Here is an 18,024-nt window from a genome sequence, read left to right on the forward strand (position 1 = left end):
GTGTGTATTAACGTATCAAAGCATAAGCAAGGCATAGCAATGAACGGGGATTCGTGGTCTTATCGCCCGGTTGCCTTGACGGCCAGGAGGCCTAGCCGGGTAACACTGAGGTGATGAATTGCATTCTCACCCCAATACGCAAGCTGTTTTGTAGTAAACAAAATCCTGGATTTTGTTTCTGCTACACTCTCTGCCGGATAATCGACGATTGTCCGGTATTTTTTTGCCTCCGGCTCAGCCCGCTTGATACTCAGCAGCAGCCAGCAAATGCTCTTCGATCACCGATAAAAAGACCTTGCCGTATTTTTCCAGCTTCCGCTGACCCACACCGTTGACGGCCAGCAATTCACCTTCAGAAGTCGGTAAACGCTCGGCCATTTCCATCAGGCTGGCATCATTGAACACCACATAAGGCGGCAGCGATTCTTCGTCGGCAATCGCTTTACGTACCATCCGCAGTTTAGAAAACAGCTTCTTGTCGTACTGGCGTTTAAGCCGGTTGTCCTGACGGGCATTGCCGCGCGAGCTGCTGTCAATCCGCGGTACCGCGAGCTGGAGGCTGATCTCACCGCGCAGCACAGAGCGCGCTTTCTCGGTCAGCTGCAGGGTGGAACTGTTGACTATGTTCTGAGTCAGGAAGCCGCGGTGGATCAGCTGGCGCACAATACTGACCCAGAATTCATGGCTGTGCTCACGGCCAATACCGTAGGTGCTGAGCTTGTCATGCCCCTGCTCCCTGACTTTGGCGTTTTGCAGGCCGCGCAGTACATCAACCACATGGTGAACCCCAAAGCGCTGATTCACCCGGTAGACACAGGACAGCGCCTTCTGCGCCATTTCCAGTGCCTCAAAATGCTGAGGCGGATCAATACAGATATCGCAGTTGCCGCAGGCGTGTTCACTGTGCTCGCCAAAGTAATGCAACAGCACCTGGCGGCGACAGGTCTGCGCCTCGGCAAACGCCCCCATGGCATTGAGCTTATGGCTTTCGACCTGCTTTTGCGGGCCTTCCTCTTTCTCATCCAGACAGCGGCGCAACCAGGCCAGATCCGCCGGATCGTAAAACATCACGGCTTCGGCAGGCAGGCCATCACGCCCGGCACGGCCGGTTTCCTGGTAATAAGATTCGATATTGCGCGGAATATCAAAATGCACCACGAAGCGGACATTGGGTTTGTTGATCCCCATACCGAAGGCCACAGTAGCGGCAACAACCTGAATGTCATCGCGCTGGAACCCTTCCTGCACCCGGATTCGCTCGTCGTGTTCCAGCCCGGCATGGTAGGCCGCCGCACGTACCCCCTGCTCAGCGAGCTTCTCCGCCACCTGCTCCACTTTTTTGCGGCTGTTGCAGTAAATAATACCGCTCTGGCCCCGCACGCTGGCTAAAAAGCGCACCAGTTGCGCCATCGGCTTGTACTTTTCCTGCAGGGTATAGCGGATATTGGGGCGGTCAAAGCTGCCCAGGTGGGTAAAAGGGTCATCCAGCGCCAGCCGGCTTATGATGTCCTGCCGGGTGGTGTCATCGGCCGTGGCGGTCAGAGCAATGACAGGCATGGCGGGGAAGTGTTGCTTGAGCATACCCAAAGACGCATACTCAGGCCGAAAATCGTGCCCCCACTGGGACACACAGTGCGCTTCATCCACGGCCAGCAGGCTGACCGGCAAACCACTGAGCCGGTCAATGAAATCCCGGCTCACCACCCGCTCCGGCGACACGTAAACCAGCTTCAAGGTTCCGTCTGCCATCCCCTGCCAGGTAGCCTGTATCGCTTCCGGTGGCATGGTTGAATTGAGGCAACCTGCCGCTACCCCATTGGCTTGCAATTGGTCGACCTGATCTTTCATCAGTGAGATCAACGGGGAAATGACCAGAGTCAGTCCTTCGCGCACGAGAGCGGGGATCTGGTAACAGAGCGACTTGCCGCCCCCGGTCGGTAAGATCACCAGACAATCACGGCCTGACGCCACAGCCTCGATGACCGCCTGCTGGCCGGGCCGGAAAGATTGATAGCCAAACACCTGCTGCAGAATCTGCTCACTGTTGGCGGATGAAACGGCACGGCTGAGATCAGGGGTTGAGGCGGACATGACTTCACTCTTGATTGACACAGCCAGCTATTCTATACCATTCAGATCCCGGATGGGAGCGCCAGCCTCACCGCAACCGGATCAGCAAAAGAAGTCGCTGGTCATTTTGAACAGGCTGGCATTATACTGCCCATTCGGGCATATCTAGCGTAATGCCCATACCTTCCTCTCAATATTTACCATAACGTACTGGAATAGCATGGACGAGCAAGCAAAAACGATCCAACGTGGGGTCATACTGGCTATCGCCGCCTACACCATGTGGGGTATTGCACCAATTTATTTTAAGATGCTGCAAAGCATCAGTCCGATGGAAATCCTCAGCCACCGCATTATTTGGTCTTTCTTTTTTCTGGCGGGATTAATCTTTATTGGCAAGGGCTGGGGCAAAGTCCGACAGGTACTCAAACAGCCTAAAGTTCTGCTGATGTTGCTGGCCAGCTCTGTCATTATTGGTGCCAACTGGCTGATCTTTATCTGGGCGGTCAACAGCAACTACATGCTGGATGCCAGCCTGGGCTATTTCATCAATCCGCTGCTGAACGTGCTGCTGGGCATGGTGTTTCTGGGCGAGCGCCTGCGCCCGCTGCAGTGGCTGGCCGTGGCACTGGCCGCTGGCGGCGTACTGGTGCAGTTAATTCATTTCGGCTCTCTGCCCTGGGTCGCGCTGGTACTGGCCGCCAGTTTTGGCGTCTACGGCCTGCTGCGTAAAAAAGTCAATCTGGATGCCCAGACCGGCCTGTTGATGGAAACCAGTATTCTGCTGCCATTGGCACTGGGTTATGTGTGGCTGTTCGCCAGCAGCCCGACCTCAGACTGGACGCTGAACAGCATAGACACCAACTTACTGCTGATGGCGGCAGGGATAGTCACCACCTTGCCCTTGCTGTGCTTTACCGGCGCGGCCACCAAACTCAAGCTGTCGACGCTGGGCTTTTTCCAGTACATAGGTCCCAGCCTGATGTTCCTGCTGGCCGTCGCCGTGTACGGTGAAGAATTCAGTGCCGATAAGAGCCTGACGTTTGCCTGCATTTGGGTCGCGCTGGTGCTGTTCAGCTACGATGGCATCAAGGGACACCGCCAGAGCCGCAAGAAAGCCCAAATCGCCTGACACTGCCCGCCCCTTGCTACTCAGCACACAGATTGCTCACACTCGCGGGCAATCTGTGTTAAAAACACCTAATCTTATTGACTGATTCAAAACAATTTTCAGAAGGATAAGCCATGAAAAGGACCTCCCTTGCGCTGGCTCTGACCTGCGCATTGCTCTCCGTCTCGGCCTACAGCGAACAAGCCACAGATCTCATCGCCCCGGAAGGGGCAACGGGCTTTCAGCGGAACGCGCAGGTCACAGGCAAAGAGTGGATGATTGCCACCGCCAATCCGTATGCCAGTGATGCCGGGGCCGCCATTCTGGCCAAAGGCGGTAATGCCATTGATGCCATGATTGCCGCGCAACTGGTGCTGGGCCTGACCGAGCCGCAATCATCCGGTTTGGGAGGGGGCGCATTTCTGGTGTACTGGGACAGCAAAGAAGCAGCCCTGACCACCTTCGACGGTCGTGAAACGGCCCCGGCCGAAGTCACGCCACAATTATTCCAGGACGACAAGGGCACGCCTCTGTCTTTCTATGATGCCGTGGTCGGTGGTCGCTCTGTCGGCACCCCAGGCACAGTCAAACTGATGTGGCATACCCACCAGCGTTTGGGCAAGCTCCCCTGGAAGGATCTGTTTGAACCCGCGATAGCGCTGGCACGCGACGGCTTTACCGTCAGCCCGCGACTGGCGCAACTGGTTCAGCAAGACAGCGAACGCCTGCAGCGCTGGCCAGCCACCAAAGCCTACTTTTTCCCCAACGGTCAGCCGCTGAAAGCCGGGGATACGCTCAAAAACCCGGCCTATACCGATACCCTGCAGCAAATCGCCGAGCGTGGCGCCAGTGCCTTTTATCACGGTGATATTGCCAAAGACATAGTCAAAACCGTGCGCAACGCCGAAGGTAATCCCGGAGTGCTCAACACCATGGATCTGGCTACCTATCAGGTCAAAGAACGTCCGGCGGTCTGCGCGCCGTATCGCCAGTATGAAGTCTGTGGCATGGGGCCGCCCAGTTCCGGGGCGCTGACACTGGGTCAGATCCTGGGCATGCTGAGCCATTTTCCGATGAAAGAGCTGGGGCCGCAAAAAGCGCTGAGCTGGCATTTGATCGGCGATGCGTCCCGGTTGGCGTTTGCTGACCGTGGCCGCTATATGGCGGACAGCGACTATGTCCCTATGCCGACCGCGGGGCTGCTAGACAAAGATTACCTCAGCCAGCGTGCCGGCCTGCTGAAAAGCAGTCAGGCATTGCAAGAAGTCAGCGCGGGGCTGCCGCCCTGGTCACACGCCGTAAATTACGGTCAGGATAATGCGCTTGAACTGCCTTCCACCAGCCATCTGGTGATTGTCGATAAAGACAGAAACGTGCTGTCGATGACCACCACCATAGAGAACGGTTTTGGCTCCCGCCTGATGGTGCGCGGTTTCCTGCTCAACAATGAGCTGACCGACTTCTCATTCAGCACCCACGACAATGGCATGCCGATTGCCAACCGGGTCGAACCCGGCAAACGTCCGCGTTCATCCATGGCGCCGACCATAGTGCTGAAAGATGACCAGCCGGTGCTGGCGATAGGCTCGCCAGGTGGCAGTCAGATCATCGGTTATGTCGCCAAAACCCTGATCGCTCACCTCGACTGGGGATTGAGCCTGCAGCAAGCGATCGATCTGCCCAACATGAACAATCGCTTCGGTCCGTTCGAGCTGGAGCAGGGCACCAGTGCTGAGCACTGGGCGCCGGAGCTGGAAAAACTGGGGTTTGAGGTCCAGATCAAGCCGCTCAACTCAGGGGTCCAGGCAATCGGCCTGTTCCGTGGTCAGCTCAATGGGGCCGCCGACCCGCGCCGTGAAGGGAAAGTGGTCGCCCGGTAATTGGTAAGACATTCAATACAAACGCGCCGTAACCTGGCGGATACGGCGCGTTTTGATTAGCGAAGTAAGCAATGACTCACATCGCTTCCAGCTTGGCGTACTGAGTCACCAGCCACTTGATGCCTTCCCCGTTGAAAGCCACCTGAACCCGGCTCTGGGTGCCGCTGCCTTCAAAATTGATGATGGTGCCTTCCCCGAATTTGGGATGCTGTACCCGCTGGCCCAGATTAAAACCGGTCTGATTAAAGTTATCATTGACCTGGGTCTGGCTGAAACGGCCGCCCGTTGACGGACGCGACACCTGCGCTTTCATCCGCACTTCTTCGATAAACTCTTCCGGGATTTCCCGGACAAAACGCGACACTTTATGGAAATTGTCTTTGCCGTACAAACGCCGCATTTCGGCATGGGTGATAAACAGCTTTTCCATCGCCCGGGTCATACCCACATAGCACAGGCGGCGCTCTTCTTCGAGGCGGCCATGCTCTTCGGAGGTGCGAAAGCTCGGGAACATGCCTTCTTCGACTCCCACCATAAAGACCACAGGGAATTCCAGCCCTTTGGCGCTGTGCAAGGTCATCAGCTGAACGGCATCATCGTATTCATCGGCCTGGCCTTCGCCGGCCTCCAGCGCGGCATGCGACAGAAAGGCTGCCAGCGGGCTCATTTCCTGGGCTTCTTCCGGCACTTCAAACTGACGGGTGGCGGTCACCAGCTCTTCCAGGTTTTCAATCCTGGCCTGGGCTTTCTCGCCTTTTTCCTGCTCGTACATGGCCCGCAGACCCGATGCGCGAATAGCCTCGTCGGTCTGCTGATACAGCGGCAAGTCGCGGGTGTCGTCTTCCAGCGCATTCACCAGCTCAACAAAGCGGCGCAGTGAATTGGCCGCGCGCCCTGCCAGGACTTTTTCGTCCAGCAGTTCAACACTGGCCCGCCACATAGTGATACCGCGATCGCGGGCCGCCATGCGTATGGTATCCAGAGTGCGCTCACCCAAGCCCCTGGCCGGGGTATTGACCACCCGCTCAAACGAGGCGTCATCATTGCGGTTCGAGATCAGACGCAGGTACGACAGCGCATCTTTGATTTCCTGACGCTCGAAGAAACGCATGCCGCCATAAATCCGGTACGGCATACCGGCCTGGATCAGGGCTTCTTCCAGCACCCGCGACTGGGCATTGCTGCGATACAGCATGGCCGTGTCATTAAGCGCGCCGCCGCTGTCCTGCCAGCTTTTAATCTTACCCACCACAAAACGGGCTTCATCCAGCTCGTTAAAGGCCGAGTAAACGGAAATCTTTTCCCCTTCGCTGCCGTCGGTCCACAGATTCTTGCCCATACGTTCATTGTTATGGGCAATCAGGGCGTTGGCGGCCTGAAGAATGTTGCCGGTCGAGCGATAATTCTGCTCCAGAAAAATACTGGAAGTATTGGCAAACTCGCGCAGGAAGCGCTGGATATTTTCAACCTTGGCACCCCGCCAGCCATAGATAGACTGGTCATCGTCACCAACTATCATCACATGGCATTCCGGGCCGGCCATCAGGCGCAGCCAGGCAAACTGGATGTTGTTGGTATCCTGAAACTCGTCCACCAGTATGTGCTTGAAGCGCACCTGGTAGTGCTCGCGGATATGCTTGTTGTACTTCAGCAGCTCAAAAGCACGCAGCAGCAATTCGGCAAAATCGACCAGACCGGCGCGATCGCAGGCTTCCTGATAGGCGGTATAGAGCCGCAGCCAGGTCTGTTCAACCGGGTCATTAAAGGTTTCGACATGCGCCGGGCGCAGCCCCTCATCTTTCTTGCCGTTGATATACCAGGCCGCCTGACGGGCCGGCCACTGCTTTTCATCCAGGTTCTGGGCTTTGATCAGGCGGCGCAGCAGGCGCATCTGATCATCAGAATCGATGATGTTGAAATCTTCCGGCAATTTGGCGTCGAGATAATGGGCGCGCAGCATGCGGTGGCTCAGGCCGTGAAAGGTGCCGTTCCACATCCCGGCGCAGTTGCCCTGCATCAGCGCATTGATGCGTCCGCGCATCTCTGCCGCAGCTTTGTTGGTGAATGTCACCGACATCAGTGAGAAAGGCGAGGCTTCTTCTACCCGCAGCAACCAGGCGATCCGGTGCACCAGCACCCGTGTTTTACCACTGCCGGCGCCGGCCAGTACCAAGTGATTCCCCAGCGGTGCCGCCACCGCTTCGCGTTGTTTGTCATTAAGACCATCTAACAAGAGTGAAACGTCCATCGCCTTTCTACTGGTTATTTATACACTGGCGGTGATTATAACAGCTCAGCCAGAGAATGCCTGCCCTGTCGCCGGCTTCTTTCTGCCCCCCGTCACCGACCCACAATCACTTTTCAGCAAAAAATCACACCTGATTGAAATTTATCCGCCCGCCAGCCTTTCTAGTCTTTATAAGAGGGTCTAGTCTGCAAATGAGCCACTCAGTGGTGGCCAGGTACTGCAAGACGGACGTTCGTTCACCGCAACATCTCACTGTTTACTGAAAGAGGAATGATAATGAACAAGAGCCACTTAGCCTTAGCCTCCGCCGTCTCCGGTCTGTTAATTCTGGCCGGTACACTTTCTGCACCTGCTATTGCCGCCGAGGCCAAAGAAAAATGCTACGGCGTTGCCAAAGCCGGTAAAAATGACTGCGCCACCAAAACCGGCTCCTGTGCCGGTACCGCCAAAACCGATGCTCAGAAAGACGCCTTTATCATGGTGCCCAAAGGTCTGTGTGACCGTCTGGCAGGCGGCAGCACGCAAAGCAGTTAATCATGATGCGTGATCATACCTTTGAACAGGTGGGGGTTGGCCTGCGTGCGCCCCACCTGAGTCTGTTTGCCGCGATGAACCCGCCTGAAGTCGGTTGGCTGGAGATTCACAGCGAAAACTATTTCAACCCCGACAGCCCGGCACGCCGCAGTCTCAACACCATCGCTGACCATACTCCCATCAGCTGCCACGGTATCGGCCTGTCACTGGGCTCTGCCGATCCGCTGGATGTCCGCCACCTGGCTCAGCTCAAACGCCTGATCGACGACATTCAGCCCCTGGCCGTATCCGACCATTTAAGCTGGAGTTCGATCAGCGGCCAGTATTTCAACGATCTGCTGCCCATTCCCTACACGGAACAAGCGCTGAATGTGGTTTGCACTAAAATCAGTCAGGTGCAGGAGACGCTGGGACGCCAGCTACTGCTCGAGAACCCGTCCAGCTACCTGAGCTTCCACCATGCCACGTATACCGAGTGGGATTTTCTGGATCTTGTCCAGCAGCGCACCGGCTGCGGCCTGCTGCTGGATCTCAATAACATCTACGTCAGCAGTTTCAATCACGGCTTTGACTGTGCCACCTATCTGGCGGCGCTGAACCCTAACGCCGTCAAAGAAATCCACCTGGCTGGCTTTACGGTCAAACAACTTGATGAGGGTGAAATCTGGATTGATACTCACAGCCGCCCGGTCAGTGATCCCGTCTGGCAACTGTACCGGGACTGGGTACAAACTCACGGCTCAGTGCCGACCCTGATCGAATGGGACCTCGACATTCCCCCGCTGGCAGTGCTGCTGGGCGAAGCCGAAAAGGCCCGGCAGATCCTGCGTAACACCCACCCTGGCGGAGGCAATCATGAAAGATGATGCGCCTGATCTGGCCACCCTGCAGACGAGTTTTGCCCAGGCCTTACAATACCGGCCAAGCGATGTCGCCGGCCTGATCACCGATAACCTTTTCAGCGCCGAACAGCGGCTGCAAATCTACCGCAACAACTTTGTGATCAGCCTGAGCGAAGTGCTGGAAGCGACCTATCCGGCAGTCAAAGCCGTGGTGGGTGACGAGTGTTTTTCCGCACTGGCCCGCCAGCATATTCTGACCACACCGTTGGAGCAGGGCGATGTCAGCCATTATGGCGGCGGTTTTGACCAGACGATTTGTGCTCAGGCAACACTTACCGATGCTGTGCCTTATCTGGCCGATCTGGCGGCCTTAGAGTGGCTGGTCGACCGGGCGTCTATGTGCAATGCGGCCCTGGCGGCGTTTCCGCTGGAAAAACTGCAGGGGCTGACAGAGCAGCGTCTGGCTGAAGCCAGATTGATCCCTCATCCTGCCTGCTGGTTGCTGGACAGCGACTATGCAGTTGCGTCGCTGTGGCTGGCGATACGCGATGAACAGCTGGACGGATTGACCATCCGGACGAGTGAATCCGCCATAGTGCTGCCCGGACCGGCCGTGATCGCCACCACTCAGGCGGGAACCGCACTGGTGCAGCTGGCGCGCCAACATCAACCACTGGGACAAGCCAGCCAGGACATGCTGGCGGTGCTGGGGGAGCTGATTGCTGCACAGGTTTTTAGCGATATTCTCTATGCTGATGAGATGTAATCACCTTTTTTGCCACTTTGGTTTCACTACTCGATCAAAGTGGCTCGCCTGCAGTCCAGGAGGCTGACATGCTCTACCTTATTAAAGACACAGATACCCGGTTCAGCCGTCTGCTGGCGCCGCTGATCCCCCTGCTGTTGTTATTCACCCGCTTGTGGGTGGCCTGGGTCTTTTTCAACTCAGGTATGATCAAATACCAGAGCTGGGACAGCACCCTGTATCTGTTTGAATATGAATATCAGGTTCCGCTGCTGCCCTGGCGGATAGCGGCCTATCTGGGCACGGCAACTGAGCTGATAGTGCCTGTGTTTCTGGTACTGGGCTTGCTGACCCGGCCGATGGCACTGCTGCTGTTTGTCTTCAACATCATAGCCGTGGTGTCCTATCCGCTGCTGTGGGAGAAAGGCTTTTTTGACCACCAGCTGTGGGGCATGATGCTGCTGGTGAATGTATTCTGGGGCGCGGGGCTGGTGTCTCTGGATCATCTGTCCGGCCTGGCGCGACGGCCCAGCCGCTTACTGGAATAGGCTCACACCAGTAACAGCAGCTGATCCAGAGTGTGGATTTCAACATCCGGCAGCCATGTCGCTTTAGACTCCTGATGCATCTGACGTGACTGATCATTAAACCAGCAGGCTTGAAAACCGCTGCGACGGGCGCCGGCCACATCGCTGATCAGGTGATCGCCGACATGAAGAATATCCGCCGCCGACACTCCCAACAGTGCCTGAGCCTGGATAAATAAATCCGGCGCCGGTTTGGACAAGCCGTCACGGCCTGCCACCAATACCCGGGAGAAATACTGGCCCAGGCCGATTTTATCCGCGTCCACATTGCCGTTAGTGATCGCCAGCAGCGGCACCCGCGTGGCCAGTTCGCTGAGCACGGCATGGGTCATATCAGGCACATCGACCTGATTTCTGACGGTTAATACTATGTGCAGCCCTTCTTCCGTCGCCTCCGCGGCCTGGGTCTGCGAATAGCCGAGCCGGATCAGACCGGTACGCAGCATCACCCGGCGCCACTCGGTGACATCGTGGCGCAGCATAGGGTTGTCCTTTGCCAATTGGTATTTGAGCCGCTGCCAGTCTGCGGGCGTCAATGCATGTGAAGCCGGATGCGCGGCGGCCAGCCAGTCATACATCGCCTGCTCGGCGCGCAGAATCACCGGATGGTTATCGTACAGGGTATCGTCCAGATCAAAGGTGAGTGCTTTGGGAGAACGAAAACTGCGGTAAAACTGCATGACACCGGCTCCTTATTTGGTCTTCTTGGCACGCGGATGTGCCTGATCATACACCTTGGCTAAATGCTGAAAGTCTAAATGGGTGTAGATTTGTGTGGTACTGAGATTGGCGTGGCCCAGCAGCTCCTGCACCGCGCGAAGATCACCGCTGGACTCCAGCATATGAGTGGCAAAACTGTGACGCAGCTTGTGTGGATTAATATGACTGGACACCGCTTGCTTTTGTCCCCATTCCGCCATACGTTTCTGCACGTTACGGTTGGAGATGCGCTGGCCCAGCTTGGACACAAACAATGCCGGTTCACCGGGAGCGGCCAGTTGTCCGCGCATTTTCAGCCAGATCCCCACCCATTCCCGGGCCAGACCGGCAAAAGGGACAATGCGTTCTTTGTCGCCTTTACCTATCACCCGCAGATCGCCCTTGCTCAGGCTGATGTCTTTCACGTTCAGCCCAACCAGTTCCGACAAGCGCAGGCCCGCGCCATACATAAGTTCCATCATGGCGCGATCCCGGACCGACAAGGGATCATTCTCATCAACACTGAGCAGCTGATCCATCTCATCGACATCGAGGTTTTTGGGGAGAGGCCGGGATTTACGCGGTGCTGACACCCCTTTGGCCGGATTGGCCTTCAGCTCTCCCTGATGGACCAGATAATCCAGAAAGCTGCGCAACGCGGATAATCGCATAGCCAGGCTGCTGGCCTTGAGGCCGTCGCGCATCCCTTTGCTCGCCACCTGACGAACCCAGGCAGCATCTAAGGTGTGCCAGTCGGAGACCCCCAGTTCGAGCAGTTGCTCAGCCACTGTGGTCAGCTGGCGCTTGTAGTTCTGCTGGGTATGCAGACTCAGCTCCCGCTCACTGCGCAGATACTCGTAAAAGCGGTCAAGTGAGCGGGTCAGACTGGCCGGCAAACTCATTCAATAACCTCACGGCTGTATTCCCAGTGGCGGATCAAGCGTCCCAGCACGTCGGCCAACTGAGTCACAAACAGGGTGTCCATCCCGGGTTGAAAATGGCCGCCATCCCGGCTGGCAAAACACAGTACACCGTCAGGCCGTTCCGATTCACCCAGCTTGAGCACGATGAATGAGCCCAGCTGAGGGGGCTGTTCGAACAGCATTTCGCTTTCGGCACTGCGCAGTCGGCCAAGATAAACATCCTGCGGGTTGAGCCGGGCGCGTCGAAACCCTTCAAACGCCTGCCGGCTCAGCGACAGTTCGGCGTCCATGCTGTCAAACAACCGTACACTGACCCGTAAATCCAGTTCCGTCGCCAGTGCAGTCAGCACACTCAGCGCCTGGTAAATATTGTGGGTCTGAAACAATTGCTGCTGGGCACGAGCAAAGGCAGCAAATAACGCGCTGTTACTGGCCGCGACAGACATCATGCCATCGATCTGCTTTTCCAGTTCCGCCACTTTATGGCGCAGCCGCTCCATCTGGCGCTCCACCAGCGAAACCGATCCGCGCTCGGTATGGGGCAGCCTGAGCTGCTCCAGCAGCTCGGGCTGCTGGATAAAAAAGTCAGGATTGGCAGTTAAAAAAGCCGCGATCGCCTGCGGGTTGAGCGCTGCACCCTCATCATCCGCAGGGCGTTGGTTCAGTTGGGTCATCTCAGTCATCACTTGCAGATTTGGTTAGGCTCAATGGGGCCAGACAGCCCCACCGGCAACTTGCCATTTGCCACACTTCAGAGCGTGATTTGGCCATCGAACACATGAGCAACAGGCCCGGTCATATACAGAGGCTGACCATCGCCAGCCCAGCGAATATGCAGATCGCCACCGGGCAGGCTGACGGTCACATTGCTGTCCAGCAAGCCCTGGCGCTGACCGATAGCAACAGCAGCGCAGGCTCCGCTGCCACACGCTTGGGTTTCGCCCGCACCGCGTTCGTAGACCCGCAGGCGGACGGCAGCGCGCGACACTACCTGCATAAAGCCGACATTAACCCGCTCAGGAAAACGTTCATGGCTTTCCAGCAGCGGGCCGAGCGTCTCGACATCCGCCGTATCCACATTATCCACCACGGTCACACAGTGCGGATTGCCCATACTGGCGGCACCGCAGAATACGGTGCTATCTTCCGCGCGCAGTATGTAGGTTTTTTCTTCCTGTTTGGCCTTGAACGGAATTTTTTCCGGCGTGAACTCAGGGACGCCCATGTTGACCGTCACCTGGTTGTCGTTCTCCAACTGCAGCACCATCTTGCCCGATTTGGTACTGACCGCGATCCGGTACTTATTGGTCAGCCCTTTCATAGAGACAAAGCGGGCAAAACAACGGGCCCCGTTACCGCACTGCGACACTTCGCTGCCATCGGCATTAAAAATGCGATAGTGAAAATCCGTCTCGGGATCATAAGGCGGCTCTACGACCAGAAGCTGATCAAAACCCACCCCGCGATGCCGATCCGCCAGACGCCTGATGGCGTCCGGGGAGAAGAAGATGTTCTGGGTCACACAGTCGACGACCATGAAATCATTGCCCAAACCATGCATCTTAGAAAATTGAAACTGCATCGGCGTTCTCTCGCTTATGGGTTAAGGCAACAGGCGCTCAGACTGCCACAACTGACTCAGTGTTTCACGTTCACGCACCACGTGAGCCTGATCGCCATCTACCATGATTTCCGCTACACGCGGACGGGTGTTGTAGTTGGATGACATCACAAACCCGTAGGCACCGGCAGAACGCACGGCGACCAGATCGCCCTGCTCCAGCTTCAGCAGGCGCTCTTTACCAATGTAGTCGCCGGTTTCACAGATCGGGCCGACAAAGTCGTATTCCAGCGGCTCGCCGTCACGCGGAACAACCGGCACTATCGCCTGCCAGGCATGATACAGGGTCGGGCGGATCAGATCGTTCATGGCGGCATCAACGATGGCGAAGTTTTTGTGCTCAGTATGCTTGAGGTACTCAACACGGGTCACCAGTACACCGGCATTGGCGGCAATCGCACGGCCCGGCTCAAAAATCAGCTCCAGATCCATGTGATTTTCCAGACGCTCCAGCAGTGCTTTCGCGTAATCAGATGGCAGTGGCGGCTGCTCATCATTGTAGGTCACACCCAGACCACCGCCGACATCCAGATGGCGGATCACTATGCCTTCTGCTTTCAGGGTATCAATCAGGGCCAGCAGGCGATCTGTGGCATCAATGAAGGGCGTCAGCTCTGTCAGCTGTGAACCGATATGGCAGTCCATGCCAATCACATTGAGATTCGGCAGGCTGTGTGCCAGACGGTACACTTCCGGGGCACGGTCAAAGGCAATGCCGAACTTGTTGTCACGCAGGCCGGTGGAAATATACGGGTGCGTCTTGGCATCCACATCCGGGTTGATGCGCAGCGACACAGACGCCACTTTGCCCATCTCAGCGGCAACCTGATTCAGGCGCTCCAGCTCAGGCTCTGATTCAACATTAAAACACTTGATGTCCAGTTCAAGCGCCCGGCGCATTTCTGCGGCGGTTTTACCGACACCGGAGAAAACAACTTTCCCGGCATCACCGCCTGCGGCAATAACGCGTTCCAGCTCGCCGACAGAGACAATATCAAACCCTGAACCCAGTCGGGCCAGCACATTCAGTACCCCGAGGTTTGAGTTTGCTTTCACCGCGTAGCAGATCAGATGCGGATGATCAGCTACCGCACTGTCAAACGCACGCCAGTGGCGTTCCAGGGTCGCGCGGGAGTATACATAGAGCGGCGTGCCAAAACGTTCAGCCAGGTCAGTTACTGCGATATCTTCAGCGTAAAGCTGGCCGTCTTGCTGATAATTAAAATAATCCAATGTGGTCTCTTCCCTGTTATGGCCGCGGTTATTCGGTTTGCTCTGTCTGTTCGGTGTCATCGGCTGGCATATACAGCGGACCACTCTGGCCGCAGCCTGCCAATGTCAGTACTGTCAGAATAAATGTTGCTATTAAACCTGTACGCATTTTTAAAGCCAGTGATAATGATTGCAATGCCCTCTATAATCGCACCCACACTAGGAAAAGCAATAGGACTTACAGGATGAACGATACTGAATTTCATAAACTGGCTGATCAGGTACTTATGCATATCGAGGAAGGCATCGATCAGTCCGGCGCAGACATCGAATATGAGACAACAGGCAACGTGCTGACACTGGAGTTTGAAAACCGCAGCCAGATCGTCATCAACCGTCAGGAACCGCTGCATGAAATCTGGGTGGCATCCAAATCAGGCGGCTATCACTTCAAATATAACGACGGGATCTGGCTCTGCACCCGCAGCGGCGAAGAGCTGATTTCACTGATTAAGCGCGAGTGCTCGGTTCACGCGCAAGAAAGTGTCGACTGGTAAAAACAATGCCGGCGCAGCAGATAACACTCTCTGCTGCGCCGGCAATCTGGCACCCAATATGACAAAACAGCTTTAAGACAGACTCATCTGCCCGCCTTTGCCGGCTTCATCCATATTGGCCTGGTTATCGGCCGCCAGCCGACGCTCAGCCTGATACCCGCTCTTGTAAGGTAACACCTGACACTCACCCTCCTGGCCATACACAATATGGTAGAACTGAGGCAGGTTAAAATTGATGAAATTCGAACTGTAACTGAACCTGTCCTGCGCCGAGGTATAAAAACGGTTCACGCCATGGACCATTTCATCCATGTTGCCGCTGCACTGGCGATAAACTTCAATCCGGTTGGTTTCGTCCAGGATATAAATATTGAAACCGTGGTTTTCACAGTCTTCAAAGAAGAACTGGATCAGGCCTTCACTGGCGTAAGCATCGACAATGGACGGCGGATGCGGCTCATCGGTTTTCCCCATCACCACGCTAGCACTGCCCAGCAGCTTATTACTGGAAATACAGCGGTAGAAGTCGACCGAGTTTTCCAGCTTCTGCACCGAGACCCCGCGACGCTCAAAGAACAAACCATGTGTCTGGCTGCCAATGCGGATCGCTTTAAAACGGCGCTGCTTCTCCTGCTGCTCCACCGGCATCAGACGCATCTCAATACACTCGGCCACCAGCTGATACACCAGGTTGCGGATCATCCCGCGCATGTGTTTGCTGTAGCAAAACACATCGACCGATTCGGGCGAAATGGCATCCTGATGCATCTTGCTCAAAATGGTCTTCAGTGCATCCATCATGGCGTTTTCACCCTTGAAGTTCAGGGTACGCACTTCATTCCATGAGTTACGGTAAACCAGATCGACGCTGCCGACCAGACAAGTCTGCTCAGGGCCAAAGCTGAAGATATCGGTATTTTTGAAATCAAACTTCACCGCCCGGCTTTTCATTTCTTCCGTCGGGTCCTGCTCCAGATTGATGAAAATCCCTAACTGGCGGATTTCACACGGGCTGGACAGAGCCTTCAGTCCTGGCTTGGGACGGCGGATCGAAAAGGTATTGCGGATATCGCTCACCATCTGATACAGCTTGTCGATATCCATGGCCGAATCGCGCACCACAGTGTGCAGGTTGGTCGTTTCGGTCAGCAGGCCGTTGAAATAGGCCCAGGCCACCAACTTGCTCAGGTAGCGGTTATGCTCTAACGACGGCTGACCCAGAATGGCGTACGGATCCAGCGGCTGCTTGTACAGGTACCAGCCCGCGGTGTTAGTCCGGCCGGCAGGCACCTGAATAAAGGTCAGATCCCCTTCGTGCAAGTCTGGCGACACCTGCGGGTTGAGCAGGGTCACTTTGCCGGGCAGTACCTCAAAGGCCGCATACAGCTTACGGGCCAGAATACTGATATCTTCCGGGCTGATGGACGAGGTAATGTCATTGCGACGCGCAAACAGGATCAGGTTTCGATAACTGAGCATCAGGGCGTCAAGCAGCTCGTTGTGAGCCCGCTTGACCTGCTCCACCTTCCAGTTGCGGCGGTTATCCAGCTCTTCAATGACCTCACGGGACCATTGCCACTCAGAGGTCAGCTCTGCCAGTACCTCACGACGCCAGGCGACTGAGCCAATACCGGGCTCACGAGTCAGTTTTTCGTGGGTTTTCAGATAGAAACAGCGACGCACCAGATCCAGACGGCGGTGATCGTTAATCCGCTCCAGATAACGGGTCACTTTTTCCAGCATCAGGTAGTAGGCATCCATCGCGTAGTGCGACGACTGCTCGGAGAAAAAGCGCCGCTTGCCGTCCACGCTCAGGAGTTGCGTGTGGGGGTACTCGCAGGAATAAGCTTCCAGCAAAATGGCTTTCAGCACCGATTTATAGGGAGAGTCGATACTTTTGTACAGATGCCACAGGCTGGAACCGAAATATTCTTCAGCCGGAATGCGGCACAGGCCGCCAAAGTCAATCCACTCATCGCGGTTGATATAACCATTGGCCGCCAGATAAGCGACGTAATCGTCATAACACTCTTCCATTTCCGGCGGTACCAGATACCACAAGAAGCGCTGTCCTGCCAAATGCACGGCCGAGCGGTAAAACTCGTCCAGCAACAGCAAATGCTGACTGGAACCACAGTTATCGCCACTCAGGGCTTCCGAACGGTTATGGCGGAAACGGTTATCATCGATCAGGAAAAAGTTAGCTTCCACGCCCTGTGTCTGCGCCCAGCCGGACACGGCTTTACACTTGGTAAGCAGCGCTTCACGCTCATCTAACGGCATACGGGTGCGGATACAAACCCAGATATCCAGATCACTGGTCAGGCTCTGGCCCAGCGACGAGGTGCTGCCCATCGCGTATAAACCCAGAATGTCACCATCCGGTGAGTCATGAAAAAAAGAAGCGGGAAGATCGAAAGCAAAATGCTCACGGATCAGCGTCGACTGACGTGATGTAGGAACAAATGACGCAATACCTTGCGGTACTTCGGCATCCTGGTAGCCAGGCAATGCGGGATGGTTAACATGCAACAGCACAGGCAGCACACTGAACACCTGCTCAGATTGTGCGTTCATGGCAAGACGCGCACGTTCAACCCGACGGTGGTTATGCTTATCCAACCTGCCAATTAAGGTATTAATATAATTTTGCAAATTACTCTTCCAAGAGCTACCAGCATCCAGAGCGGCCCGAATCTTGTCATCGTTAGGGGACTCTGTGAGCCATTCGTGAGCAAAAACGTGATCAATCTAACAGTTTTCAGGCATTCCGTAAAGTCTGCACGGTCAATCAAGCGGAAACCTGCTTCGTGATGCTCAATTCCATTCTGTATCACCACAAAATAGTACAATGACTCGAAATCGCCAGCACCTTGGACTTTGGAAGCCAGATCACACTCAGTAATGTGACATATCTCCCATAAGCGATATCACAGAACCGGACAAATGCGCTTCACCGCACCGGCAACAACATCTACATTACCTTACCCGTATC

The 18,024-nt window shown here is 55.7% G+C and carries 16 protein-coding genes; 7 read left to right on the top strand and 9 right to left on the bottom strand.

Annotated features, from left to right (window positions below):
* Nucleotides 1-234 precede the first annotated feature (234 nt).
* Nucleotides 235-2,091 carry an ATP-dependent DNA helicase RecQ gene (gene recQ / locus KCG43_RS16340; protein WP_218386289.1) on the bottom strand — a complete coding sequence of 619 codons (1,857 nt, stop codon included), beginning with the start codon at nucleotides 2,089-2,091 and terminating at the stop codon, nucleotides 235-237.
* 199 nt (nucleotides 2,092-2,290) lie between these two features.
* Here recQ and rarD point away from each other — a divergent pair, with 199 nt between their 5' ends.
* On the top strand, nucleotides 2,291-3,202 hold the full coding sequence (gene rarD, locus KCG43_RS16345; protein ID WP_218386291.1) for an EamA family transporter RarD: 912 nt from the start codon (nucleotides 2,291-2,293) through the stop codon (nucleotides 3,200-3,202).
* A 113-nt stretch (nucleotides 3,203-3,315) separates the two neighbouring features.
* Nucleotides 3,316-5,061 carry a gamma-glutamyltransferase gene (gene ggt, locus KCG43_RS16350; protein ID WP_218386293.1) on the top strand — a complete coding sequence of 582 codons (1,746 nt, stop codon included), beginning with the start codon at nucleotides 3,316-3,318 and terminating at the stop codon, nucleotides 5,059-5,061.
* Between the two features lie 76 nt (nucleotides 5,062-5,137).
* Here ggt and uvrD read toward each other — a convergent pair whose 3' ends face one another.
* Nucleotides 5,138-7,309 carry a DNA helicase II gene (gene uvrD, locus KCG43_RS16355; RefSeq protein WP_218386295.1) on the bottom strand — a complete coding sequence of 724 codons (2,172 nt, stop codon included), beginning with the start codon at nucleotides 7,307-7,309 and terminating at the stop codon, nucleotides 5,138-5,140.
* A gap of 276 nt (nucleotides 7,310-7,585) precedes the next feature.
* On the opposite strand from uvrD, the gene KCG43_RS16360 reads away from it, so the two are divergent.
* The 4 genes from KCG43_RS16360 to KCG43_RS16375 all read left to right on the top strand — a co-directional run bounded on the left by KCG43_RS16360 (nucleotide 7,586) and on the right by KCG43_RS16375 (nucleotide 9,978).
* A complete protein-coding gene (locus KCG43_RS16360; RefSeq protein WP_218386297.1) occupies nucleotides 7,586-7,843 on the top strand; it encodes a DUF2282 domain-containing protein in 258 nt (85 codons plus the stop codon).
* 5 nt (nucleotides 7,844-7,848) lie between these two features.
* The gene (locus KCG43_RS16365; protein WP_218386331.1) at nucleotides 7,849-8,709 is read left to right on the top strand and encodes a DUF692 domain-containing protein; all 861 of its coding nucleotides are present in this window, start codon (nucleotides 7,849-7,851) and stop codon (nucleotides 8,707-8,709) included.
* Complete coding sequence (locus KCG43_RS16370) at nucleotides 8,699-9,451, top strand: DNA-binding domain-containing protein (protein ID WP_218386300.1); 753 nt, start codon at nucleotides 8,699-8,701, stop codon at nucleotides 9,449-9,451. The genes KCG43_RS16365 and KCG43_RS16370 overlap by 11 nt, the downstream gene beginning before the upstream one ends.
* Nucleotides 9,452-9,519: 68 nt before the next feature.
* Nucleotides 9,520-9,978 carry a DoxX family protein gene (locus KCG43_RS16375; protein WP_192017408.1) on the top strand — a complete coding sequence of 153 codons (459 nt, stop codon included), beginning with the start codon at nucleotides 9,520-9,522 and terminating at the stop codon, nucleotides 9,976-9,978.
* A 2-nt stretch (nucleotides 9,979-9,980) separates the two neighbouring features.
* Here KCG43_RS16375 and yigB read toward each other — a convergent pair whose 3' ends face one another.
* From yigB to KCG43_RS16405, 6 genes are all read right to left on the bottom strand, one after another.
* The gene (gene yigB, locus KCG43_RS16380; protein ID WP_192017407.1) at nucleotides 9,981-10,697 is read right to left on the bottom strand and encodes a 5-amino-6-(5-phospho-D-ribitylamino)uracil phosphatase YigB; all 717 of its coding nucleotides are present in this window, start codon (nucleotides 10,695-10,697) and stop codon (nucleotides 9,981-9,983) included.
* Between the two features lie 12 nt (nucleotides 10,698-10,709).
* Entirely contained in the window at nucleotides 10,710-11,618 is a 909-nt protein-coding gene (gene xerC, locus KCG43_RS16385) for a tyrosine recombinase XerC (RefSeq protein ID WP_027251490.1), read from the bottom strand.
* Nucleotides 11,615-12,313, bottom strand: coding sequence for a DUF484 family protein (locus KCG43_RS16390; protein ID WP_225445338.1), 699 nt, complete (start codon nucleotides 12,311-12,313; stop codon nucleotides 11,615-11,617). Before KCG43_RS16390 ends, xerC begins: the two co-directional genes overlap by 4 nt.
* Nucleotides 12,314-12,390: 77 nt before the next feature.
* Nucleotides 12,391-13,221 (bottom strand): diaminopimelate epimerase, encoded by an 831-nt coding sequence (gene dapF, locus KCG43_RS16395; RefSeq protein ID WP_192017405.1) that lies wholly within the window; start codon nucleotides 13,219-13,221, stop codon nucleotides 12,391-12,393.
* A gap of 21 nt (nucleotides 13,222-13,242) precedes the next feature.
* Complete coding sequence (gene lysA, locus KCG43_RS16400; RefSeq protein WP_192017404.1) at nucleotides 13,243-14,493, bottom strand: diaminopimelate decarboxylase; 1,251 nt, start codon at nucleotides 14,491-14,493, stop codon at nucleotides 13,243-13,245.
* Between the two features lie 28 nt (nucleotides 14,494-14,521).
* On the bottom strand, nucleotides 14,522-14,641 hold the full coding sequence (locus KCG43_RS16405) for a lipoprotein (RefSeq protein WP_192017403.1): 120 nt from the start codon (nucleotides 14,639-14,641) through the stop codon (nucleotides 14,522-14,524).
* A gap of 76 nt (nucleotides 14,642-14,717) precedes the next feature.
* Between KCG43_RS16405 and cyaY the strand changes: the two genes are divergently transcribed.
* Nucleotides 14,718-15,029, top strand: coding sequence for an iron donor protein CyaY (cyaY, locus tag KCG43_RS16410; RefSeq protein ID WP_192017402.1), 312 nt, complete (start codon nucleotides 14,718-14,720; stop codon nucleotides 15,027-15,029).
* Nucleotides 15,030-15,101: 72 nt separating this feature from the next.
* Here cyaY and KCG43_RS16415 read toward each other — a convergent pair whose 3' ends face one another.
* Entirely contained in the window at nucleotides 15,102-17,684 is a 2,583-nt protein-coding gene (locus KCG43_RS16415) for a class I adenylate cyclase (protein WP_192017401.1), read from the bottom strand.
* Between the last annotated feature and the right edge of the window lie 340 nt (nucleotides 17,685-18,024).

Source organism: Photobacterium sp. WH24 (genome assembly GCF_019204055.1).
GTDB lineage: Bacteria > Pseudomonadota > Gammaproteobacteria > Enterobacterales > Vibrionaceae > Photobacterium > Photobacterium arenosum.